Genomic DNA, 23148 nt, shown 5'->3' with positions numbered 1-23148 from the left:
AAGGAAAAATTAAAAATCCAGCTAGTTTTAGACGACTACGGATTCTTTCTGATAACCCCTTAATCTGAAAGAAAAAAAGGCTGTTTGTTACTCAAACAGCCTTTTCTATTTTTTACTTGATGTAGTTTATTTCATTTTTAGGTTCACTCTCATCGAGAAACCCTTGTTGACGCATCCAATCATCACTATAGATTTTACTCATATAACGAGATCCATGATCAGGAAATAGTAATACTACTACGCTATTTTCATCAAACATTCCTTGTTCTGCATATAAACGTGTCGCTTGTAAAACTGCTCCCGAAGTATATCCTAAGAATAACCCTTCTGTACGAGCTAATTCTCTAGCTACTAAAGCAGCATCTTTATCAGTTACCTTAACAAATTGGTCAATCACGGCAAAATCAGTAGCCGATGGAATCAAGTTTTTCCCTAGTCCTTCAATTTTATAAGGTGCTATTTCATTTGGATCTAGCTCTCCTGTTTCGTGGTATTTTTTCAAAACAGATCCATAAGCATCTACTCCCAAGATTTGAATCGCTGGATTTTTCTCTTTCAGATAACGAGCGGTTCCTGAAATCGTTCCTCCCGTTCCTGAACAACAAACAAAATGAGTGATTTTCCCTTTTGTTTGTTCCCAAATTTCTGGCCCAGTAGATAGATAATGTGCTTCTGTATTTAATTCATTGAAATACTGGTTAATATAAATTGATCCTGGCGTTTCTTCGTGCACTCTTTTTGCTACTTCATAATAAGATCTTGGATCGTCAGCAGCCACGTTAGCTGGGCAAACATAAACCTTTGCTCCCATCGCACGCAACATATCAATCTTATCCGGTGATGATTTATCACTCACTGAAAGAATGCATTTATATCCTTTAATTGCACTAATCATCGCAATACTAAAACCTGTATTTCCAGAAGTCGTTTCCACAATTGTTCCACCCGGTTTTAAAATTCCTTTTTTCTCTGCAGTTTCAATGATATGCAAGGCAATTCTATCCTTTGCTGAATGTCCTGCATTAAAAGCTTCTACTTTTCCGTAGAAATGTCCTTTTAATGAAGCGGTCACTTTGTCCAATTTCACTAAAGGCGTATCTCCTACTAAAGAGATTACATTATCAAAAGCTTGGATTTCTTCTTTCATCTTTTTGTTTTTTAATGGGGTATTGCGCACAGAAATTGAGCGCAATACCTATACTAATTTAATTCTTTTTACTGTTTAATTCCGACTAAATCGAACATGAAAGCAAACTCTTTCGCTACTTCTTTTAAAGATTCAAATCGTCCTGAAGCACCTCCGTGTCCTGTATCCATATTGATATCAAAATACAATTGGTTGTCATTGGTTTTGGTATCTCTTAATTTGGCTACCCATTTAGCTGGTTCCCAATATTGCACTTGCGAATCATGTAAGCCTGTTGAGATATACATATGAGGATAATCTTGCGCTTTTACATTATCATAAGGAGAATAAGACAACATATACTCATAGTATTCTTTTTCATTCGGATTTCCCCACTCGTCATATTCACCTGTAGTTAATGGAATACTATCATCTAACATTGTGGTTACCACATCTACAAAAGGAACTTGTGCAATTATCCCTTGGTATAAATCCGGGCGTTCATTTGCTATTACGCCCATCAACAAACCACCTGCAGAACCACCCTCTGCGAATAAATATTCTTTGGATGTATATCCTTGTTCAATTACATGAGCTGAACAAGCAATAAAGTCTGTAAACGTATTTTTCTTCACTAATAATTTTCCGTCTTCATACCAATCGCGTCCCATATCTTCTCCACCGCGAACATGCGCAATAGCGTAAACAAAACCGCGATCAAGTAAACTCAATCTCGTAGTAGAAAAATAAGGTTCCATTGTAATTCCATACGATCCATACGCATACAATAAAAATGGATTGTTCCCATTGCGTTCCATTCCTTTTTTGTATACCATTGATATAGGAATTTTAACTCCATCTTTTGCTGTAGCCCAAATTCGCTCTTCTACATAGTTATGCTTATCGAAATCCCCCAATACCTCTTGTTCTTTCAAGATTTCTTTCTCTTGGGTACGCATATTAAAATCAATCACCGACGACGGTGTATTTAACGATTGATATACAAAGCGGAATTTTTCTGTTTCAAAATCAGCATTAATTTGTGCTTGTGCATTATAGGTTTCGCTTTCAAAAGGCAAATAATACGCTTGTTCGCCTTCTTTCCAAGGTTGAATTTTGATATGAGGAAGTCCATTAGAACGCTCTGAAATCACCAAGTAATCTTTGAAAATATCAACCCCTTCTAATAATACATCTTCACGATGAGGAATCAGTTCAGTCCAATGTTCGGTTGCAGTTTGTGTTTCTGGACAAGACATTAATTTAAAATTATCCGCATCATCCTTATTCGTCAAAATATAAAAGCGGTTATCATAATGCGAAATCCCATACTCTACTCCTCTTTCTCTTTTTTGGAAAATTCTGAATTCACCTTGTGGATTATTCGCCTCTAAGATTTGATATTCGCTAGTTAATGTACTTTCACTTCCTATAACGAGGAATTTTCTAGATTTCTCCTTGTAAATAAAAGTATCAAAAGTATCATCCGTTTCGTGGTACACTAAAACGTCCGCTGTCATCGGCGTACCAATCACGTGCTTATAAATTTTATCTGAACGCAAGGTAACTGCATCTTTTCGAGAATAAAACAACGTTTTATTATCACTGGCCCACGTAGATGCTCCCGTTGTATTGGTAATTGCTACATCTAAAACCTCTCCTGTAAGAAGATTTTTCACATGTAATGTATATTCTCTTCGAGATACGGTGTCCACACCATAAGCCACCCATTGATTGTCCTCAGATACGGTAATCCCTCTTAAATGAAAATACGCATACGGGGCAGCCATTACATTACAGTCGAACATAATTTCTTCTTCTGCCTCTAAGTTTCCTTTTTTACGGGAATGAATAGGATAATCTTTTCCTTGCTCAAAACGCGTAATATAATAATAGCCATTATAGAAATAAGGCACAGATGAATCATCTTCTTTGATTCTGTTTTTCATTTCTGAGAACAAGCGCTCTTGTAAGTCTTTCGTATGGGCTGTAGAGGCTTGGTAATAAGCTTTTTCAGCTTCTAGATAAGCCAATACTTCTTTATCTTCTCTGTCGTTTAACCAAAAATAATTATCAATACGCACTTGGTTATGCGCTTTTAGTTCATGAGGTATTTTTTTAGCTACAGGAGCTTGAATAGATTCGTTCATTTCTTTGATTTAAAATACAAAAATAAGCGTTTTTCAGGGGGAAGACTAGGATTTGCATCATAGTTTTAGAACATCCCACTGCAACATATACTACAATTTAGCTTGTAATTTCTCTTTAGCTGTCGCGAGCCATTCCTCTCGCAATAAGCCAAAAATGGCACTATCTCTACGAGTACCATCCGTTCTGATTTTATTTTTTCGCAAAATACCTTCTTGTTTACACCCTAAACTGAGAATAGCGGCTATACTGCGTTGATTTTCATTGTCTGCTTCAAATTCTACCCGTTCAAAACGAAGTTTTTCAAATAAAAATTCAAATAACAAGTATTTACAGTTTTTATTCACTCCTGTACCTTGAGCAGATTTACTATACCAAGTATAGCCAATTGTACTAACTTTATTGCGTACATCGACGCGATAATAACGAGTTGAACCCACGAATTTCTGCTGTTCTTTGTCCCATACTACAAAAGCATATCCTTGCTTTTCTTTGCGCATGGCCAAAGCAGATTTTACATACTTAATCATATTTTCGTTATCTGTTGGTTTATCCGACGAAAAATACCAGATATCGGATTCATTTAGTGCGTAATACAGTAAATCAACGAGGTGTTTTTCACTTAAAGGAATGAGTTTTACACGATCATTCTCTAAAACATACTCTTTTGTAAAATCAAAAGTAGCAGGAATTTCAAGGGTTGAAGTCATAGATTGTTTGGTTAAGTTTTACCCGTATTTAACTCAAAGATATTCATACTTTTTGGGCTAAGTACGAACCTTTAACAGCATACTAACAAAAAAGAGATAGTCCATACACTATCTCTTTCTTCTTTTAATTTTCTTCGATTAATTTATGTTTAAAATCGTCAACTTGATTTTTGAAATCTGCCAACAAAGCAGCATCTAAAATCCCTTGCTCACGATCAAAGTTTTCATGAAACTTAGGTAAGGCGAATGTAGTTAAGATATTTCCTCCAAAAGCAGGAAAAATCGTCTTAGCAATATTCATTGAATTTTGAGCCCCATATCCGCCAGGTGACGTTGATAAAAGAAACATGGGTTTATTTTGAAGCAACTTCAAGTCTAATCTTGAACACCAATCAAATAAGTTTTTGAATCCTACTGTCCAATTTCGATTATGCTCCGCCATCGAACAAATAAGCACATCTGCCTCTTTTAGTTTAGCTAAGAATGCTTTCGCTTCTTCAGGACAATTCTCCTTTTCACAATCTACAGAGAATACAGGTACTTTATAATCATTCAAATCAATCAATTCAACCTCATATTCTGGAAAAAATTCCAAAGCATAGGTTGCAAATGCTTTATTAATGGAGGTCGTAGAGATACTAGCTCCAAATCCTACTATTTTCTTTTTCATCTCTACTTGTCTATAATTTATCATAGGCTGGAAATCCTAAATCAACGATTCGTTTCCACTCTGGATGTTTTTTAATATAAGCAAACACAAGCGGACAAAACGGCATCACCGTTTTATTGTGTTCTTCTATAAACATCAGCGTCTTTTCAATCAATGCTGTTGCAACACCACGACCCGCTAATTCTTCAGGACTTTCTGTATGAATTAAGTGAATACGCTTACTATCTTCTTTATAATCAATAAAAGCAGTATATCCATCTACAGTTAATTCAAATCTGTGATTTGCTGTATTTTGTTTCACAGCTAAGGGCAAAAATTCTTCTTTCATCTTTTTTTGTATTAACGGGTGTTATAGTATCAAAAATACGGATTATATATTCGTTAATTCTTAATGTAAATTAATTTATAGGGAAGATAGTACAAAAATAGTTCTGGTCTTTCTCTAGATCATGAACAAAACTTGAAAAGAATATACTATTTTTGTCACACTAAATTTTAATGTACTATATTATGTTTGGCGACTTAATGGGAATGATGGGTAAATTACAAGAAACCCAAGCTAAAATTGAAGAAACAAAAAAGAGATTAGATACTATTCTAATTGACGAAAAAAGTAGTGACGAATTACTACAGGTTACTTTAACGGCAAACAGAACAATTCGTTCCTTATCCATTTCGGATGAATTAATGGAAGATAAAGATCAATTGGAAGATTATCTTGTTCTAGTATTAAACAGAGCCATTGAAAAAGCTACAGCAATTCACGAGGCTGAATTAGCAGCGGCAGCCAAAGATGGTATGCCTAATATCCCAGGGTTAGATTTATTTAAATAAGAATAGAATGAAAAAATATATGGGTGTTGCCTTACTCTTAGGCGCTTCACTTCTTGCTTCATGTAGCAAAGACACAAAAGGAACAGACAATCTAACGATTACAGGAAAAATTGAAGGCTTAAAGCAAGGGAAAGTATATCTATACCATGTTCAAGATACTGTTTTTACTGCTATAGATTCTGTCGTTTTTGATGGAAAGTCATCAAATTTCGCTTTCAAATACCATTTAGAATCACCAGAAATGCTTTTCCTTTCATTAGATCGTGGACATAGTAATTCTATTGATAATCAATTGGCCTTTTTTTCAGAACCAGGAGCAATGACCATCGAAACAACCTTGAAAAACTTTTACAAGGATGCAAAAGTACAAGGATCTCAAAGCAATGAACTATACAATGAGTATCTAAAATCGAGAACCCTTATTACAGATCGTCAAAACGATTTATATATAGCCCTATTTGAAGCTCAAAAAACAGCAAATACTGCTCAATTAGACAGCTTACAAGGTGTAAGTAAAAAATTAGCAGGTCGTTTATACTTAAATGCAATTAACTTTGCTTTAAACAACAAACATTCTGATGTAGCTCCTTATATTGCGCTTACTGAATTATACGATCGCAATATCAAATACTTGGATACCATTTATAATGCGTTAACTCCTGAAATACAAAATCACAAGTACGCGAAAAGTTTGAATGAATTTATTCAAGAAAGAAAAAAAGAAGAAACGAAAGTAACCGAATAATCGTAAATTGTCCTTTGAATCAAAGGACAATTTTTTTTATGTCATTACAAGCCTCTCTACAATTCCTACTTCATTTAACGGATAATGAAGCACAAGAAGCCGCCAACTATTTTGTTCCGCATACCTACAACAAGAATACCTCTTTACTAGAAGCAGGCAAAGAAGCTACTCAGCTTTTCTTTCTTACAGAAGGCTATATCCGCATTCATGCTGATTTTGATGGAAAGGAAATTACACAGTGGATTAGTGCTCCTGGTTATTTTATTACCGATTTGTCTTCTTGGCTTTTTGATCAACCCGCGAGATGGAACTTTACCACCTTGACTCCTGTTTCCTTATTTTCCGTTTCAAAGAAAGACTACAAACAGCTACAAACGAAAATCGCCGATTGGCAAACCAAAGAACGAAATTTTATCGGCCATTGCTTTCATCAAATGGAACAGCGAATTTTTCAATTCTTATCTCAAAATAGCGAGGAGCGTTACCATGCTTTTTGCCAAGATTATGCCTTTTTATTCAACCAAGTACCGCATCAGTATATTGCCTCCTTGTTGGGTATGACGCCCGAAACACTAAGTAGATTAAGACGAAAGTAATCCTTCTCTGTTTTCTTGATGTATATCAAGAGTTCCTAATTCAAAAGCAAAGATATTTGTGTAAAACAATACGATATGAAACTGGTTACACAAATAGAAATTAAAGCGAATGCAGAAACCATTTGGAATGCATTAATTGATTTTGAAAATTACTACAAATGGAATCCTTTTATTACTAAAATAGAAGGAACTGCTGCACCACGTCAAAAACTGAAAGTAAAAATTCAGAACATGCGCTTTGCTCCTATTGTTCAGGTATACAAACCACATCAAAAGTTAACTTGGTTAGGTAAACTAGGCATTAAAGGTCTTTTTGATGGGTATCACTACTTTGAAATTATCCCCATTGATGAACACAAATGCTTATTCGTTCAAGGTGAAAATTTCAATGGATTACTCGTTCCCCTCCTCAAAAAGAAATTGAAAAAAGAAACACTTCCTGGTTTTATCTTGATGAATTGTTCACTTAAAGAATATGTGGAATAGGGAATGGTTTACGGTGGACAGTTTACGGTAAACTGTCCACCATAAACTGTTAACTATCTCCCTACATCCAATGCTTATTCTCACTTTCGATCTTATACAACCATTGATTTCTAAATTGCTTCATTTGTTCATAGTTTGAAGTACTAAAATGAACAATTCCTCCCGCAGTATGCAACATTAGGTTTCCCACATTAGCTGCTTTTTGCCATGCAAATTGAGACAATACAATTTTTTGAATTTTATGGGGTTCTAAAATGGTATGTGTTATATCCCAAGCTCCTGTTTTTACAATGATAAAATCATCCGTAACAATTAATCGTCCCACTCTAAAATAACGCCAAATCAACAACGTTACCACTACAAAATAGGCAGCTGCACTACTAAACCTCAAACTTGTATCTAGTGTTTCTTGTGTTAGTCCTATAAATAAACTGATTGGTACAAGCACCAAAAAGAAAAAACGAAAACCAAAGAAACGATAGTTGTATTTCAATTCAACTCCTTGAAAATCCAATGGTTTTTTATAAATCATATCAAAGAACTCTTTGGTTTCTTCGTTAGAACAACCGGGGATTTCTAGACCTGTTTTCTTATTTAACGATTCTTTTCCAAAGACTTGGTGAATTTTAAAACTTGAAATCCCCCATAGTTTCTGGAAATAATTGCGGACAATTTTGACTAATTGAACACGAGATGGTTTAATAATTGTACTCTTCGTATGGAGTAATCCGTACGAAAGAAATAAACTTCCTTGTTGAACCACCACTTTATAGTTATAAAATTTAATAACGGTGCGAATGATATTGGCAATAAAGATAGCTGCTAAAAAAACGAGCATTAGAATCAATCCAACATAAAAAGTAATTCGTTCTTCGATGAATGTATCGATTGCTTCATCATTTATCGTATCTCCAAAAAACTTAGAACCTTCGTATATCAGGGAGTTTGCAAATAACAAAACAATACCCATCGTATACAGGTAATTGGTCGTTACTCCCACTTTTAATAAGGTCAATACATTGATATGTCGAACATCTTGTACAGCATTCCCTTCTTGAGTTGTTCCTTGATCTACAGTATCTTCCCCTTCTGCTTCTAGCAATCCTTCTCTATAGGCCAATAATGTTTCTTTTAACGCTTGGGCAACTTCATGAGAAACAGAAGTAATAACTCCTTCTTTTGATCCACTTCCTGCAGAATCGACCTCAATCGAATATATTTGAAACAACTTATTAATAAACGATTGATTGATATTTACCTGTTGAATCTTTCGAAGTTGAATGGTCGTTTTTGTTTTATTAAAAATCCCCTTCTGCAAGACAAAAGCATCGGTTTCCTTTTCAATGTGAAAAGTAAAATTACGATAGCTGAAATAAGCAAAAACTAAGGCTAAAATGAATCCAACAATTACACTCAATAGGATCCAATCCCACCTCCCTGTCCATTCCCCTTTGTTGATTCTCAGGGCTACTAAAATAAGAACAGGAAAAAAAGCACGAACGAATTTTTGCAACCAATAAATGAAATTGACAACAATACCGATAGGCGCCTGTCGATTAGGAATATAGAAATTCATTATTGTTCAGTATTTAAAAAGTCTTGCGTATTGTTTTCGCCTCTCTCCTTGGCTTGAGGTAATACTTTTTCAATCACATAAGCCTTTATTTTGTTAGCCTCTTCAAGAGGTAAACCTGGGATTTTTAAATCTCCTAAACTTCCACCTGCCGTAAAAAACTCAATTCTACAAAGTCCAAATAACCTCAACAAAGCTCCTTCATAAATTTCTACGTGTTGGACGCGATTAAAAGGAATTGTCGTTTCTTTTTGATGGAGTACACCCGACTTATATAGAATATCATGTTCTCTCACTGCATATCCTTTTTTACTCACACCCAACATATTTAAAACCAACACAAGCAAAGAAAACACAACGCTTGTACCAAATACAACGGCCTTGTATTCCAACAACATGGAATCCTCTCCTAAAAAGGGGTAAATAGAAGCCACTTGCTCCCAATGCCAAAATAAACAAAAGAAAAATAATCGTACTGATTAGGACAACACGTTTATACTTTACATGTAAAGGTTGGAAAATTACTGCATCTGTAGTAGGCAGTTCTGTGGTATTAATTTGCTGGTTGGAAAAGATTGTGTTCATATCTAAAATAAGCATTTGGATAAACAAATATATTCTTTTCGCCTTGATGAAACTAACGCCTATCCTATAAAAAAATAGCCACCATATAAATGATGACTATTTTCCCAATTGATTTATAGATATAGAATTAAAACTGCTTTACAAGACCTATATAATAAGGTTTTTCAGCAGAGTTAGAACCGACTAGAATTAAAGAAAAATACCTGCCTTTTTCCAAAGTGATTTGATCGCGTTTAGCTATTTCTTTACCGTCTTTATCTTGTACACTCACTGTATAGGTTTTACTTGTTTGAGCGATAAATTTTTCATTTTCTTTCGCTGACGTTTCTGTTTCCGTATTTCGATTGGTAAACACAACCTCATCATCTAGTTTTACATTTACAGCTAAATCCTCTCCTGTCAAATTAAAAAAACGAAGTCCCGAATGAGTCAAATTCCCTTCTTCTCCAAGGGTAATACGTTGATCATTGGTTATAAAGTGGATAACCTTATCTTTTGATTTCCCTCCTACGAATGAAGTATAGAGTTGTCCATCCACCACTTGTATCCCTGCATTGGTTACAATTCTTTCATTTTGATTGGTGACAATATCCAACGAACGATTACCTGTATATAATCCGATATAATCATAGCCTTTGTACATCAACCCTTGATAAGGAGGTTGTACAAAACGACCATTAGCCAAATACCACACAGCCTCTGAACCACCATAACCATTCACCATGGTTAAACCACCTACTGGATAAGGTCTCCATCCACTATTATCATCTGTACTACAACTTGTCACTGCGAACAAGCTAAGAATTAACCCAAATAATACTAATACTCTTTTCATATTGTGTTATTTAATTTTTGTTTCTTTCCTGAATATCAATCAAAATTCATACCAAAGGCTTCTCTTTTATTTTTTATGTCATTATTTTTTATGTCATTATTTTTTTGTGTGAGACTATCATTTTGTAATTAGGCTTATTCATACGTCTTCTATTATGAATCTGACGAATTACTATTCACCGAATTAAAAACAAAAAAACGTTGTATTTAATTTTGAAATACCCTATGTTTGTCACTCTATGAAAATAAACACGTCACATATCATGCTCAAAAAAATGCAAAAAGCGTTCGCTTTGGCGTGTGCGGTATGGCTTATTTTCTCTACTTGTTCCATGCAGACGAGTCTCAACCACTTACTTGGTGACACGACAACTCCTATAGAACAAACAACCAAAACCAATAAAAGTAAAAAATACACAACAGTAACTGAAAGAAGTTGTGGTCAAAGTCTAAGTATCGATGATCATAGCCAAGTGTTACAAAAAGCGGGATGGGATCTCACAAATCCATTTATTGCTTTAGTTGTATCTACTTTTCTTATTTTCTTTTTTGGTATTCGCATCAAAGGTGAATCCAATACAAATCCTGCGTATCAGGATACCTCCCAATTACAGGGCAAGCTCCCTTTATTTATCGAATTTCAGAACCTGAGAATTTGATTTTTTAACGTCTTTCTGGTCAGTCTATCGTGATTAGCTTAAGCTATTACACGGTTTACCTACTATCTATCGTTAACAAAATCCAATAATTTGCGATCTATCTCTGGACAGATCCCTTATATTCTCTTTCTAATGAAAACGATTTTTCGTTCGGCTACATACCTGTGGTTGACCTGTTTAAGCGTGACTATTTATGCTCAAGAGCCAGGAAAAAATTCCTTAGGCGACTTGTGGGAAAAAGTAGCACATAATTATCCAGGATTACAAGCACAAACAGCTTTAGTAGCCTCAACAGCAAGCAAAACACAAGCGGTAAAAAGTCAAGCTTTACCTCAATTTAAAATTCAAGCCCAAAACTCGTATGGTACTTTTGAGGGGAGTAATGGGGCATTTTTTCCACAATCTGGCTTTTTTAATGTCAGTGGAAACCCGACACTCTTGGATGGCAGTGACCAAACCTTCAATACCTTTGGTTCAGCCGTGGTTGAATGGGAAGTATTTGCCTTTGGTAAACAGCAGCAGGAAAACAAAGCTGCTACTGCACAATACCAACAACAAATAGCACAAAAAGAAGCTTACGTCCTACAACTCAAAAAAGAATTAGCCTTCCGACATATTCAGCTTTTATACGCTACAGCCAATTATGATTGGATGAGCAAAAACGCAGAACGCCTGAAGAGCATCGAGTTAATTACCAACGGATTAGCTGTATCAGGATTAAAACCTGCAGCTGATAATCTATTGGCACATTCTTCCTATCTACAAGCAGCAGGACAGCAAAGTTTTTGGACTGGAAGTAAACAAGCGACTCACATTGCCTTAACGGAATTAGTTGGAGAACCACTAGATACCCTTGATGCAACGCGTTTACACAACTTTCTAACTTTTCCTTTACACAAAACCAATACATCAAACACAACTGAGGAGATTGAACATCCTGTTTTAGCGCAATACAAACAAGAAGCCTCTTATTTTGAACACAGCAGTAAATCTATGACAAGAGCGGCACTTCCAAGTGTAAAAGTGCTAGGGGGGTATGCGATTCGAGGTAGTGGTATTCAAACCAATACGGTTACTGACAAATGGAAAGATGGTTTTTCGAATTCTGTCGATAACTATCTGGTTGGCGTTGGTATCACTTGGAATTTTTCTTCCTTATTTACCAACCAATATAAAAAACAAGCCCTCAGTAAACAAGCAGAAAGTGCGGAGAAAAAATACAATGCGTATGAGCAAGCCTTACATGCCAATATAGAAGCTAGTCAGGTTCAGATTAAAGAACAAACAGCGCAATTGCAGCAAACGCACCAAGCGATTGTACATGCGACTCAAGCATACTCCATGTATATGGCACGTTATAAAAGCGGCTTAATCACACTGAGTGAGCTCTTACAAATTCAACAGCTACTCGAACAAGCGGAGAAAACCCATATTGATGCAACCCAACAATATTGGATGCAATTGGTTTCTGAGGCAACCTTAACCGCGAATTTCGACTTTTTATTTACTAACTTATAATATAGACTCCGTATGAATCTAATCAGATTTGCCTTAAGAAAGCCTATTGCCATTCTAATCATCGTATTAGCCTTGGGCTTCTTATCGATTAATTCGATTAAGAAAATCAATGTCGATATCTTTCCAGAAATAGAACTTCCTTCCATTTATATTGCCATGCCTTATGGTGGACTTTCGCCAGCCTATATGGATGGGTTTATGGCCAATGAATTTCAAAAAGTATTACTCTTCGTAGGAGGAGTTCAAAACATTGATTTTAAAAGTGTTCAAGGATTAACCTTGATGAAATTATCCTTTTATCCAGGAACGGATATGGCGCAAGCAGCAGGAGAAGTTTCCACCCAAGTTTCCCGTGCAATGGGATTCTTACCCCCAGGAGCTGTACCTCCGATGGTGGTTCGATTTGATGGTAGTTCTCTACCTGTTGGGCAACTCGTTTTTGAGAGCCCTCAACGTACCATTACAGAACTACAAACCATGGTACAGACGCGAATTAGACCCATGTTTGTGGAAATTCCTGGGGTAACTGCACCTGCTCCTTTCGGGGGTAATGTGCGTTCTATTATTGTCAATATTGACCCACAGGCCATGCAAGCCAATGGATTGAGTCCAGAAGAAATTACCTTAGCTATTACGAAAAACAGTCACCCCTCTCCTGCTGGAAATATCCGCATTGGAGAACAAAACTTAATGGCTCCGATTAACTCCATTGCGACCAATCCAGAAGTATTTCTCAATACGCCAGTGCGTACAACTGACAATAGAACCATCTATGTAAAAGATGTTGCACAGGTGATTGATGCAGCTGACCAAACAACAGGGTATGCCTTAATTAATGGTACGCGCTCTGTTTATTTGCCGATTATCAAAAAAGCAGATGCTTCAACCATTGATGTAGTAAAAAACTTAAAGGCGTCTTTGCCTTTATTAGAAAACACACTTCCTGAAGATGTGTCTATCCGTTATGAATTTGACCAATCCAAATACATTGAGCGCTCTTTAACCAACTTGATTCACGAAGGAATCTTAGGAGCTTTATTTACTGGATTGATGATTTTCTTATTCTTAGGTGATACACGTGGAGCCATCATTGTAATATTGACGATTCCAGTAGCAATCTTATCTGCCGTGGCAGCATTATATTTTATGGGGCAAACCATTAATATTATGACCCTGAGTGGACTTGCCCTCTCCATTGGTATTCTCGTCGATGAAGCCACCGTGACCATAGAGAATATTCACCAGCACTTTGAGATGGGAAAATCCAAGGCCCAAGCTATTTTAGATGCGCTTCTTGAAATTTCAATTCCCAAGTTGCTTATTCTTCTTTGTATTTTAGCGGTGTTAACCCCTGCTTTCATAATGACAGGGATTCCGAAAGACATGTTCATGCCTCTTTCAATGGCGGTAGCGTTTGCCATGATTTTCTCTTTCTTAGCGTCACAAACGTTCGTTCCAATTTTAGCCAATTGGTTAATGAAGAACAAACACCTTGCGATTTATGACAAGAAAACAAAAAGACAACGCAAATTCTTTGAGAAATTTCGCTTGCGTTACTCTCAAGTGGTGCGTGTTTGGCATAAGCGATCTCGTGCACTTTTTGTTGGTTACATCCTTGTAGCTGTGGGGTGTATTGCCCTTTTACTGCAATTCATTGGAACCGATATCATGCCTGCTTCTAACAGTGGAGATTTTCAGATTCGTATTGAAGCTCCTCAGGGAAGTCGCATTGAGAAAACAGAAGAAATTGTCAAAGATATCATCAGCGATATTGCTTCGGTACTACCAGAAAATGGAATTTCTATCACTTCTTCTTTTGTAGGGATGCATCCATCAGGAACGCCGATTAACCCTATTTTCTTATTTACTAATGCTTCCCATGAGGCCGTATTGCAAGTAGCGATTGATCAAAGTATTTACAAAGGGTCAATTTCAACACTCAAAGAGCAAATTCGAGAAAAAGTAAGTGCCAATCGACCAGAGGTCCTGATTAACTTTGAACCTATGGAGTTGGTAGAAAAAATCATGGGTCAAGGAGCCATGACACCTATTGAAGTTAAAGTTGGTGCGAGACAAATTAAAATGGCTGAAAATCACGCCAAGAAAATTGAACAAGAATTAAAAGAGATTCCTTATCTACGCGATATTCGAATTGCAGAACCTTTAAACTATCCAACCTTACAAATTGAAGTAAACCGCGATTTATTAGGTCAATTTGGTTTAACGATGAGCGATGTTACCCGAAGTTTAGCTACGGCAACTTCTTCTACGCGTTATACGGACAAAAATTTATGGGTGGATCCAAACTCTGGATTGGTTTTCCCAAGTACAGGTTCAAATTCCAGAAGGAACGATTGACAGTGCTGAAAAACTCAAAGCACTTCCATTGAAAAAAGGTAGTTTACGTCCAATTTTAGAGGATGTTGCAACAGTTAATTTAGTAGATGAAGCAGCTCAAGTGAACCGAAAAGGGCCGAATCGATATGTAACTGTTATTGCAAACATCCACGATAAAGATTTAGGATCAGCTTCTAAAGCTGTGAAGAAAGCCATTGCCAATGTAGGAGAACCACCAAGAGGAACTATTGTTTGGACAGAAGGAACGCTCAATCTCTTAGATGAAACACTTGGTAATTTATTAATCGGACTTGGTGTTGCCGTTGTTACCATCTATTTGATGCTATCCGCTTACTATCAATCTTTCCGATTACCATTAGTGATTCTATCTGTATTGCCGGCAGTAATTGCAGGAAGTTTACTGTTATTATTCCTCAGTGGAAGTACCTTAAACTTACAATCGTATATGGGGATTATTATGTCTATTGGGGTTTCCGTTTCCAATGCCGTGCTCTTAATTAATCAAGCGGAATACTATCGAAAAGAAATGCACTTGCGCACTGTTAATGCAGCTCGCTTAGCTGCTTCTTCGCGTCTACGCCCAGTATTAATGACTGCTGCCGCCATGGTTGCTGGAATGTTGCCGATGTCTTTAGGTTTAGGAGATGGTGGAGAACAAGTTGCTCCCTTAGGTCAAGCTGTAATTGGGGGGCTTTTAGCATCGACCGTTACCATCTTATTGCTTCTACCGCATTTCTTTACCTCAACGATGCAAAAAGCAACCTTAGTTGGTCCTTCATTAGATCCTGATGATCCAAAAAGTAAATTTCACTCACTTGAAACCCATTAATTTTGATTTTTAATAACACAATTATGAAACGATACGTCATTTTATCTCTCACGATATTAGGTAGCACTTTATTTTTCACAGCTTGCAAGGATAATGCTCCAACTGAAAAAACAGCTACTCCTCCAACTATTCCTGTAGATTTGAGCACGTCTCCTTTACAGGAATTAAATCCTATTTATTCTATTACTGTACCAGGTGAAATCAAACCCTATGAGCAGGTCGCTTTATATGCTAAGGTTTCTGGTTTCATTAAACACTTGTATGTTGATCGTGGAGATCATGTAAAAAAGGGACAATTATTAGCCTTACTAGAAGCACCTGAGATGAATCAACGTGCGTTATCAGATCAGTCTATCCAGGATAAAGCCTATAGTGATTACCTTTTAGCCAAACAAGTATATGATCGCTTGCTAGAAGCCTCAAGAACTACAGGAGCTGTTGCACAAGTCGAATTAGAACGTGCACAAAGTACAATGAACAGTACAAAATCTGCTTTTGAATCTGCTAAAGCCAGTACAGCACAAGCCAAACAGCTTCAAGATTATTTGCGTATTGTAGCTCCCTTTGATGGAATTATTACACAGCGTAATTTATCTAACGGATCTTTAGTTGGCAATAACGGAAATACGCCTATTTTTGAAATGGCTCAAAATAATCAATTGCGTTTAACTGTAGCAATACCCGAAAAACACGCAGGGGCTATACAAAAAACGGCTGCTGCAACGTTTACCATTAGTGCTTATCCTGGGGAGCAATTTACAGTACAACTGTCGAGAACTTCTGGCGTATTGAATCAACAGGATAGATCCTTAACGTTGGAATTTGACCTTGATAATACAAATGGAAAATTACAAGGAGGAGATTATGCACAAGTGAAATTAGCCTTACAGCGAAAACAACCGACCTTATGGATGGCTACGAAGAGCATTCTCAACACCCAATCAGGTAATTTTGTAATCACGAAAAAAGGCGATCAGCTCTCTAGAATCCCCGTTGAATTAGGCGTGCAATTGGATACTCTTACGGAAGTATTCGGTGCACTTCACAAAGAAGACTTAGTAATTAACAAGCCTTCAGAAGAAATGAAAAACTCAAAAAAATAAATGTAGTATGATGCAATTCACACAAAAATTAAATCGTCATCTCGGAGCTCTTATGCTCTTACTAGCATTGGGATTATATGCTAGTACTCCCGCTCAAGCACAGCAAAAAAACGCCCCTGTTGTAAACACCAAAACAACGGATGCTGTATTTTTTGATGCAACAGGGAAAAAGGTATCCTTGAGTTCTTTACAAGGTAAAGTTGTATTTGTTAACTTTTGGGCTACTTGGTGTCCTCCTTGTATTAAAGAAATGCCTTCCATTCAAGCATTAAAAGAAAAAATGAAAAACCAAGACGTTGTTTTCTTACTAGTTGATATCGATGGTAATTATGAAAAAGCAAAAGCTTTTATGGACAAAAGAAATTTAGATCTTCCCATTTATATTCCCGCAGCTACAGTTTCAAGTACTTACTTGGGAACCTCTATTCCTACCACTGTAATTTTTGATAAAAAAGGAAATATGATTCAACGTATTGTTGGTGGTGTTGACTTTGCTTCTGAAGAAGTTGAAAAATTTATGAATCAAGTTTTGAAATTGTAAATTAATTGTTTTCAAATAGTTAGAATCAAGCTCACTTCTCGTAAGTGAGCTTTTTTTATGTTCTTTTTTTTCTTAATTATTCCATCAACATAAAACAAATACTTTATTAACAACGCGATTTTTTTGAATTAAGCACAATAAAACTAGCTATTAACTAAAAACAAAAAAATTAAGCACTCATTATAACTTAAAATATTGAAAAACAAATAATTCTTTCCTTTTAGACTTCTAGATTAAGTTTAAGTTAATTTTTTGTTTATTTTAGCAAATACCAAAACCAACCAAAAAACAACAAATATGACCATGCTATATATTTTTCCTATAGTTCTAGGCCTAATAGGATTTTTTAATCTTCTTTTTCACTTTAAACAAGTGCATTTAATAGGCTATAGAAGTCATAATGCGTTAAAAGATGACAAACATTGGCGCGTAGCACAACGCACAAGTAGTTCGTCTCTAATTGCTGCTAGTTTATTCTTGATTTGTATGAACTATACACTAGCTCAATTTGATTATGCCGCACAAACACTACAAGCGATTATGATTACAGCTAATATCTTTTGTGTGTTGTATACGATTATTCATACAGAAACTGTATTAGAAAAAATCGATCAGAAAATCGACCAAAATTATATTCAAAAATAATTTCAATTATTATTATTTCTTCCTCTTTCTTGTGCTAACGATTACAACAGCCAGAAAAATATTTTACTTTGCTTTAAAATCACTACTACTACTAGACAAGAAAGAGGTTTTTTATCAATAATATTATTTTACTTACGCAAAAAAGGTATGGACATTATTTGTTCGTACCTTTTTTTATGAAAATAGAATAGGGAGGAATGTTTTTTTGTGAGGTTTGTTCTTTGCTCTTTGTGAGGTTTGTACTTTGTGAAGTCGTAAAGTTTATGGATAAAATAAGATTTGTTTTCAACCAGAAATTGTTCACACCTCTCACCCTTTTCCCATCTCTCCTCTCCAATTGCTTTGTGACTTGAATAAGGTTTCTTCAGCTCTTCTTCAGCTCTTCTTGGAGATTCCTTCGACTTTCCTTCGACTTTCCTTCGACAAAATGGCCTATTTTCCTAGTATACTCCAAGGAATCTCCAAAGAATGTCGAACAAAGGCACTACGAAATTAGAAGTTAAGGTTATGAGTTATGGGTTGATTTGTGAGGTTTGCTCTTGTGAAGTTCGTTTTGTGAAGTCTTTATTTTTAACTTACACACTTTAAGAGATAGTCCCGGTCAGGCTCACCTCCTTATCGTCTCACCTCCTTATCGTCTCACCTCCTTATCGTCTCACCTCCTCATCATCTCACCTCCTCAAAAAACAACTTAATAAAAAATATTTTTCATTTTAAACTAAATTTTATTAAATTAGCCTTTAATAAAATTAAACAAATTGAAAACAAAACATAAACTGCCAACACATTGCCCTAGTTGTAATAATAAATTACATGTTACCCAATTAGCTTGTGAAAGTTGTGAAACAACGGTAGGTGGACAATTTGAATTACCACTACTCTCTCAATTGACACAAGAGGAGCAAGATTTCATCTTACAATTTTTTCTTTACAGTGGAAGTTTAAAACAAATGGCGCAACAAATGAATATTAGCTATCCGACTGTGCGAAATAAATTAGACGATATGATTGAACACATCCAAAAACTACAAAACCCATAACATAATTACGAACCAACACAACTACAACTTTATGAAAAATGCTATTACCAAACCTTTTGAAACTCTTCAGGAAACGAAACTCTTCTTCATTGGTTCACTTCTTTTAGTGGCTGGGTCTTTGTTTGCTTTTCTTACTAATACTCGATTTGATGGAGTTTTAGATATGCATCTTACCTCCCAAATTCAATGGTATCAACCGCTAATAGATAATATAGTAAATACACTATGTCTAACGGTTACCTTATTTATACTCTCGCGTTTTTTACCAACCAAAGCACGTCTTATTGATATTTTCAATGTAGCACTCATTTGTAGGGTTCCTTTTTATTTTTCACTTTTTGTCAATATAGGAAACATCCAACAAGAAACGACTGATTTCTTAGTCGCCAATTTGCATAATCCTACAATGATAACAGAACTCCCTTTTATCAATCTCTTTCTATTTGGTTTAAGTGCTTTAGTAGGACTTACAGCTCTTGTTTTTATGGGATTTTTACTTTATAGAGGATACAAAAATGCAACAAATTCAAAACAGGCTTCTCATCATGTATTACTAATTGTAGCAGTATTACTAGCTGAAGTTGTATCTAAACTATTGGTTTATTTATACTAACACTTATAGAAAAAAAACTACTACTCTAACCTTATACTACGATGAAAACTATATTACACTTCTTTATTTACCTCCTAACAGCCTTATGTGCGTTATTGGGATTTGCTCAAGCACCTCAAATCAAAGAGATTGCTATTGATTCCCAATTACTAGGAGATTTATATACCACAGCTACAAAAAACGACAATCTCGTTATTATTGTTCCTGGTTCAGGTCCAACCAATCGCAATGGAAATAGTTTTGCTGGTTTAAAAGGCAATTCATACAAAATGTTAGCGACAGCTTTAAGCTCTCATAATCTTGATGTATTTACCTACGACAAACGCTTTATTACGCAATTAAAACTGAATCAACCGATAAAAGAAGAAGAAGGGCGTTTTGAAGACGGAGTGGATGATTTAGCTTTAATTGTCACTTATTTCACGTCTCAATATCCTAAGATTACTTTAGTTGGACATAGTGAGGGGGCACTACTTGCCAATCTTTTAGCAAATAAATCTGCTACAATCACGAAGTACGTTTCTTTACAAGGACCAGGTACAACTGCAGATCAAATCATCTATGAACAAATCACCCAACAATTCCCCGCTTTAGGAGCAAAAGTAACAGAAATCAATACTGCATTAAAAAATGGACAAACAGTAAAAGATATTTCTCCTATGCTTCAAGCCTTGTATCGCCCTAGTGTACAACCTTACTTAATATCCTGGATGAAATACGATCCAAGCGTAGAAATAGCCAAAATAAAACAACCAACATTGATTATTGATGGAGATAAAGATGTACAAGTTTCTTTAAAACAAGGAGATTTATTGAGTCAGGCGAATCCCAAGGCAAAACGCGTGACTTTAAAAAACATGAATCACGTGTTAAAACAAATAGATAAAGACGAAGATAACATGAAAAGCTATGGAGATCCTTCTTTTCCTTTACATGCCGAACTTGCCTCGACAATTGCAACTTTTATACTAACTCCTAACTAACTGCTTATGTCAACCCCTACTCTTTTCCATTACTTTTTTGTGCCAATCCTCTATATTTTTGTTGGATGGCTTATACCAAAGTGCAAAGATATTGGCCTTATAGGTTATCGAACTCCTCGAAGCATGAAAAATCAAGAAAACTGGGATTTTTCTCAAAAATTAAGCGGAAAACTACTGCTAATCTTGGGCAGTTTAGCATTCGCAATCAATTTGCTATTCTATTTTGCTGTTCTTCCCCAAACGTATTATACCTCAACGGAAGTGTTTTTTATTTTGGGAGGTACAATTCTAGTGATCTTTTATACTGAATTACGCTTATATCAATTCGAAAAAAAACAAACTACGCTAAACCACAAGTAGTGCCGTTTCACGCAATTGTTGTACTGGCTTTGAAAACCAAAATAGCTCAAAGTCAGTAGAACACGTCGTTTCAAAACTCGTTTTCATCTCTTGATAGGTTTTCGTTTGCGTGGTACTTCCCTTTAATTCTTCAATAAAAGAAGCAAACCAATCGCCTTCTTCTAGGTCTAGGCTAATAGTAATCGTATCATTTTTAGTGTAGAAGATCAGATTGACCATTTCGCGTACTTGTCCTTTTCTCTTCTTAGAAAAATATTCTTTATATGGATAGGTTCCCAACCAAACTACTTTTTGATTTCCTCTATACGTTGGTAAAAGTTCACTTTCTAAGCAAGAGGCAATATAATCGGGTTGAACTGATGTACGGGGTACTTTAAAATCAAACCATTCATTTAGTGGCCAATCTAGGCACATGCCATGCATATAGTTAAACAAGGATTTCTTTAATCCGAAGGAAAACTTATCGTGAATGGCACCATTCATTTCCACGTGGGGCACGTCATTATTGGCAAAAGCGCTATTTTCTTTCTTCTGCGCAATTACCTTGTATTCATCGGGATTCATTCCTACAGGAGAATGGGCAGTCATCGCAAATTGATGCCAAAAACCCGATTGCATAATACCAGCTTCAAACAATTGACGAACCATTTCTAAACTGTCGATAGTTTCTTGTGCCGTTTGCGTTGGAAATCCATACATCAAATAGGCGTGTACTAGAATACCTGCTTCCGTGAAGTTTCGATTCACGCGCGCCACTTGTTCAACGGTTACTCCTTTTTCAATGAGTTTCAACAGACGATCAGAGGCAACCTCTAGTCCACCTGATACCGCAATACAACCAGAAGCTTTTAACAAGAAACACAAATCACGAGTAAAACTTTTCTCAAAGCGAATATTGGTCCACCAAGATACTGTGATTTTTCTTCGAATAATTTCCAAAGCTACTTCACGCATCAAAGCCGGTGGCGCCGCTTCATCTACAAAATGGAATCCCGTTTCTCCCGTTTGATCAATTAACGTCTCCATTCGATCGACAATTAACTTAGCGGCTACAGGCTCATATACCTTGATATAATCCAAGCTAATATCACAAAACGTACATTTTCCCCAATAACAACCATGTGCCATGGTTAACTTATTCCAACGTCCGTCACTCCACATACGATGCATCGGATTGACAACTTCAATTACGGAAATATAGTCATTGAGCTTTAAGCTTGAATAATCGGGCGTTCCAACTTCTGCTTGTTTGTAATCTCGTTTAAGTGGATTATTAATATAGACCACTTTATTATCCTTACACACAAACGTGCGTTTTAATTCTTCTTGTGCTAATTTCCCTTCAACATGGAGAATTAGGTTTTCTAAAGGCGCTTCCCCATCATCTAGGGTAATAAAATCAAAAAACTCAAATACTCTGGTGTCGGATAAGGAACGTAACTCCGTGTTGGGGTATCCCCCACCCATTGTTACTTTTATTTCGGGATGATTTTGTTTGATCCATTGTGCACAGCGAAAAGCACTGTATAAATTACCTGGAAAAGGCACTGAAAATCCAACAATCTTGGGATTAGATTGAGCAACAATCCCCGTTAAAAGTTCAAGGGTCAATTCATCAATAAAGGTCAAAGGTTGCTGCAACGACTCATATAACTCATCAAAAGTATGCGCTGATCGTCCTAAACGTTCGGCATAACGACTAAACCCAAAATGAGGATCAACTGTATCAACAATTAAATCCGCTATATCTTCAAGATACAACGTCGCTAAATGCTTCGCTTGATCTTGAATCCCCATCGAACCAAAAGCCCATTCTAGCTCTTCTAGCTGATCAAATCGAGAGGCTCTAGGTAAAAAATCTTCTTTGATAATGGTATGTGCAAACGTTGGATTTTTTCCCTGCAAAAATTTAATTACAGCATCTATCGTAGCAATATACTCATTTTCTAAAGCCAACATACGATGCGTATTGCCATTAACCTCCCCTACGACTGTGTGAATATGATCGTATAAACGAGTCAATCCTTTTTTGCTAAACAGTCGCAGAATCACTTCAATTCCCAAATCACTTTGATAGCTTGAAATGGATAAGGTATTCAAAAAACCTGTAATATAAGCTGTTGCTGGATATGGTGTATTCAGCTGTGTAAAAGGCGGAGTAATTAATGTAATTGTCGTTTGCACCCTAGATA

25 protein-coding genes are annotated in these 23148 nt (G+C 36.1%); 15 read left to right on the top strand and 10 right to left on the bottom strand.

Annotation, left to right across the window (positions count from 1 at the left end; translation table 11 throughout):
- Window positions 1-112: 112 nt before the first annotated feature.
- The 5 genes from capA to M2306_RS00320 all read right to left on the bottom strand — a co-directional run bounded on the left by capA (window position 113) and on the right by M2306_RS00320 (window position 4982).
- Window positions 113-1147, bottom strand: coding sequence for a cysteate synthase (capA, locus tag M2306_RS00340; protein ID WP_002987226.1), 1035 nt, complete (start codon window positions 1145-1147; stop codon window positions 113-115).
- A gap of 68 nt (window positions 1148-1215) precedes the next feature.
- Window positions 1216-3276: a S9 family peptidase gene (locus M2306_RS00335; protein ID WP_259189733.1), complete on the bottom strand. Its 2061-nt coding sequence runs from the start codon at window positions 3274-3276 to the stop codon at window positions 1216-1218.
- A gap of 90 nt (window positions 3277-3366) precedes the next feature.
- Window positions 3367-3984: a GNAT family N-acetyltransferase gene (locus M2306_RS00330; protein ID WP_115091455.1), complete on the bottom strand. Its 618-nt coding sequence runs from the start codon at window positions 3982-3984 to the stop codon at window positions 3367-3369.
- 124 nt (window positions 3985-4108) lie between these two features.
- Entirely contained in the window at window positions 4109-4654 is a 546-nt protein-coding gene (locus M2306_RS00325; RefSeq protein WP_259189735.1) for an NADPH-dependent FMN reductase, read from the bottom strand.
- Between the two features lie 10 nt (window positions 4655-4664).
- Window positions 4665-4982: a GNAT family N-acetyltransferase gene (locus M2306_RS00320; RefSeq protein ID WP_002987234.1), complete on the bottom strand. Its 318-nt coding sequence runs from the start codon at window positions 4980-4982 to the stop codon at window positions 4665-4667.
- Between the two features lie 182 nt (window positions 4983-5164).
- Here M2306_RS00320 and M2306_RS00315 point away from each other — a divergent pair, with 182 nt between their 5' ends.
- The 4 genes from M2306_RS00315 (at window position 5165) to M2306_RS00300 (ending at window position 7315) form a co-directional block, all read left to right on the top strand.
- Window positions 5165-5488 carry a YbaB/EbfC family nucleoid-associated protein gene (locus M2306_RS00315; RefSeq protein WP_002987236.1) on the top strand — a complete coding sequence of 108 codons (324 nt, stop codon included), beginning with the start codon at window positions 5165-5167 and terminating at the stop codon, window positions 5486-5488.
- A 7-nt stretch (window positions 5489-5495) separates the two neighbouring features.
- Window positions 5496-6233 (top strand): DUF4369 domain-containing protein, encoded by a 738-nt coding sequence (locus tag M2306_RS00310; protein WP_259189737.1) that lies wholly within the window; start codon window positions 5496-5498, stop codon window positions 6231-6233.
- A gap of 38 nt (window positions 6234-6271) precedes the next feature.
- A complete protein-coding gene (locus M2306_RS00305; RefSeq protein WP_115091459.1) occupies window positions 6272-6829 on the top strand; it encodes a Crp/Fnr family transcriptional regulator in 558 nt (185 codons plus the stop codon).
- 75 nt (window positions 6830-6904) lie between these two features.
- Entirely contained in the window at window positions 6905-7315 is a 411-nt protein-coding gene (locus tag M2306_RS00300) for an SRPBCC domain-containing protein (RefSeq protein WP_115091460.1), read from the top strand.
- A 61-nt stretch (window positions 7316-7376) separates the two neighbouring features.
- Here the strand turns inward: M2306_RS00300 and M2306_RS00295 are convergent, their stop codons facing one another.
- The 4 genes from M2306_RS00295 to M2306_RS00280 form a co-directional block, all read right to left on the bottom strand.
- Complete coding sequence (locus M2306_RS00295; protein WP_259189740.1) at window positions 7377-8891, bottom strand: PH domain-containing protein; 1515 nt, start codon at window positions 8889-8891, stop codon at window positions 7377-7379.
- Window positions 8891-9205 (bottom strand): PH domain-containing protein, encoded by a 315-nt coding sequence (locus tag M2306_RS00290; RefSeq protein WP_498882722.1) that lies wholly within the window; start codon window positions 9203-9205, stop codon window positions 8891-8893. The genes M2306_RS00295 and M2306_RS00290 overlap by 1 nt, the downstream gene beginning before the upstream one ends.
- The gene (locus tag M2306_RS00285) at window positions 9198-9473 is read right to left on the bottom strand and encodes a hypothetical protein (RefSeq protein ID WP_498882721.1); all 276 of its coding nucleotides are present in this window, start codon (window positions 9471-9473) and stop codon (window positions 9198-9200) included. The genes M2306_RS00290 and M2306_RS00285 overlap by 8 nt, the downstream gene beginning before the upstream one ends.
- Before the next feature lie 127 nt (window positions 9474-9600).
- Complete coding sequence (locus M2306_RS00280) at window positions 9601-10308, bottom strand: hypothetical protein (protein WP_259189742.1); 708 nt, start codon at window positions 10306-10308, stop codon at window positions 9601-9603.
- Window positions 10309-10582: 274 nt separating this feature from the next.
- Here M2306_RS00280 and M2306_RS00275 point away from each other — a divergent pair, with 274 nt between their 5' ends.
- The 11 genes from M2306_RS00275 to M2306_RS00225 all read left to right on the top strand — a co-directional run bounded on the left by M2306_RS00275 (window position 10583) and on the right by M2306_RS00225 (window position 20956).
- Window positions 10583-10966, top strand: coding sequence for a hypothetical protein (locus tag M2306_RS00275; protein WP_230847977.1), 384 nt, complete (start codon window positions 10583-10585; stop codon window positions 10964-10966).
- A 132-nt stretch (window positions 10967-11098) separates the two neighbouring features.
- Window positions 11099-12484, top strand: a complete 1386-nt coding sequence (locus M2306_RS00270; RefSeq protein ID WP_259189743.1) for a TolC family protein — start codon at window positions 11099-11101, stop codon at window positions 12482-12484.
- Between the two features lie 12 nt (window positions 12485-12496).
- Window positions 12497-14842 carry an efflux RND transporter permease subunit gene (locus tag M2306_RS00265; RefSeq protein ID WP_498882720.1) on the top strand — a complete coding sequence of 782 codons (2346 nt, stop codon included), beginning with the start codon at window positions 12497-12499 and terminating at the stop codon, window positions 14840-14842.
- Window positions 14760-15671, top strand: coding sequence for an efflux RND transporter permease subunit (locus M2306_RS00260; protein WP_498882909.1), 912 nt, complete (start codon window positions 14760-14762; stop codon window positions 15669-15671). Before M2306_RS00265 ends, M2306_RS00260 begins: the two co-directional genes overlap by 83 nt.
- A gap of 23 nt (window positions 15672-15694) precedes the next feature.
- The gene (locus M2306_RS00255; RefSeq protein ID WP_259189746.1) at window positions 15695-16774 is read left to right on the top strand and encodes an efflux RND transporter periplasmic adaptor subunit; all 1080 of its coding nucleotides are present in this window, start codon (window positions 15695-15697) and stop codon (window positions 16772-16774) included.
- Window positions 16775-16781: 7 nt separating this feature from the next.
- The gene (locus M2306_RS00250) at window positions 16782-17315 is read left to right on the top strand and encodes a TlpA family protein disulfide reductase (protein WP_259189748.1); all 534 of its coding nucleotides are present in this window, start codon (window positions 16782-16784) and stop codon (window positions 17313-17315) included.
- Between the two features lie 372 nt (window positions 17316-17687).
- Window positions 17688-17960 (top strand): SdpI family protein, encoded by a 273-nt coding sequence (locus M2306_RS00245; protein WP_498882719.1) that lies wholly within the window; start codon window positions 17688-17690, stop codon window positions 17958-17960.
- A gap of 758 nt (window positions 17961-18718) precedes the next feature.
- On the top strand, window positions 18719-19000 hold the full coding sequence (locus M2306_RS00240) for a DUF2089 domain-containing protein (protein WP_259189755.1): 282 nt from the start codon (window positions 18719-18721) through the stop codon (window positions 18998-19000).
- Window positions 19001-19031: 31 nt separating this feature from the next.
- Entirely contained in the window at window positions 19032-19613 is a 582-nt protein-coding gene (locus tag M2306_RS00235; RefSeq protein WP_259189757.1) for a hypothetical protein, read from the top strand.
- A gap of 41 nt (window positions 19614-19654) precedes the next feature.
- The gene (locus M2306_RS00230; RefSeq protein ID WP_259189759.1) at window positions 19655-20596 is read left to right on the top strand and encodes an alpha/beta hydrolase; all 942 of its coding nucleotides are present in this window, start codon (window positions 19655-19657) and stop codon (window positions 20594-20596) included.
- A 6-nt stretch (window positions 20597-20602) separates the two neighbouring features.
- Window positions 20603-20956 carry an SdpI family protein gene (locus tag M2306_RS00225; protein ID WP_259189760.1) on the top strand — a complete coding sequence of 118 codons (354 nt, stop codon included), beginning with the start codon at window positions 20603-20605 and terminating at the stop codon, window positions 20954-20956.
- Here M2306_RS00225 and M2306_RS00220 read toward each other — a convergent pair.
- Window positions 20942-23140: a B12-binding domain-containing radical SAM protein gene (locus tag M2306_RS00220; protein WP_259189761.1), complete on the bottom strand. Its 2199-nt coding sequence runs from the start codon at window positions 23138-23140 to the stop codon at window positions 20942-20944. The genes M2306_RS00225 and M2306_RS00220 overlap by 15 nt on opposite strands.
- Window positions 23141-23148 lie beyond the last annotated feature (8 nt).

It is taken from the genome of Myroides gitamensis (assembly GCF_029894455.1).
In the GTDB taxonomy this organism is placed as follows: domain Bacteria; phylum Bacteroidota; class Bacteroidia; order Flavobacteriales; family Flavobacteriaceae; genus Flavobacterium; species Flavobacterium odoratum.
The sequence above is the reverse complement of the archived record's forward strand: the minus strand, read 5'-3'. Positions and strand labels throughout refer to the sequence as shown.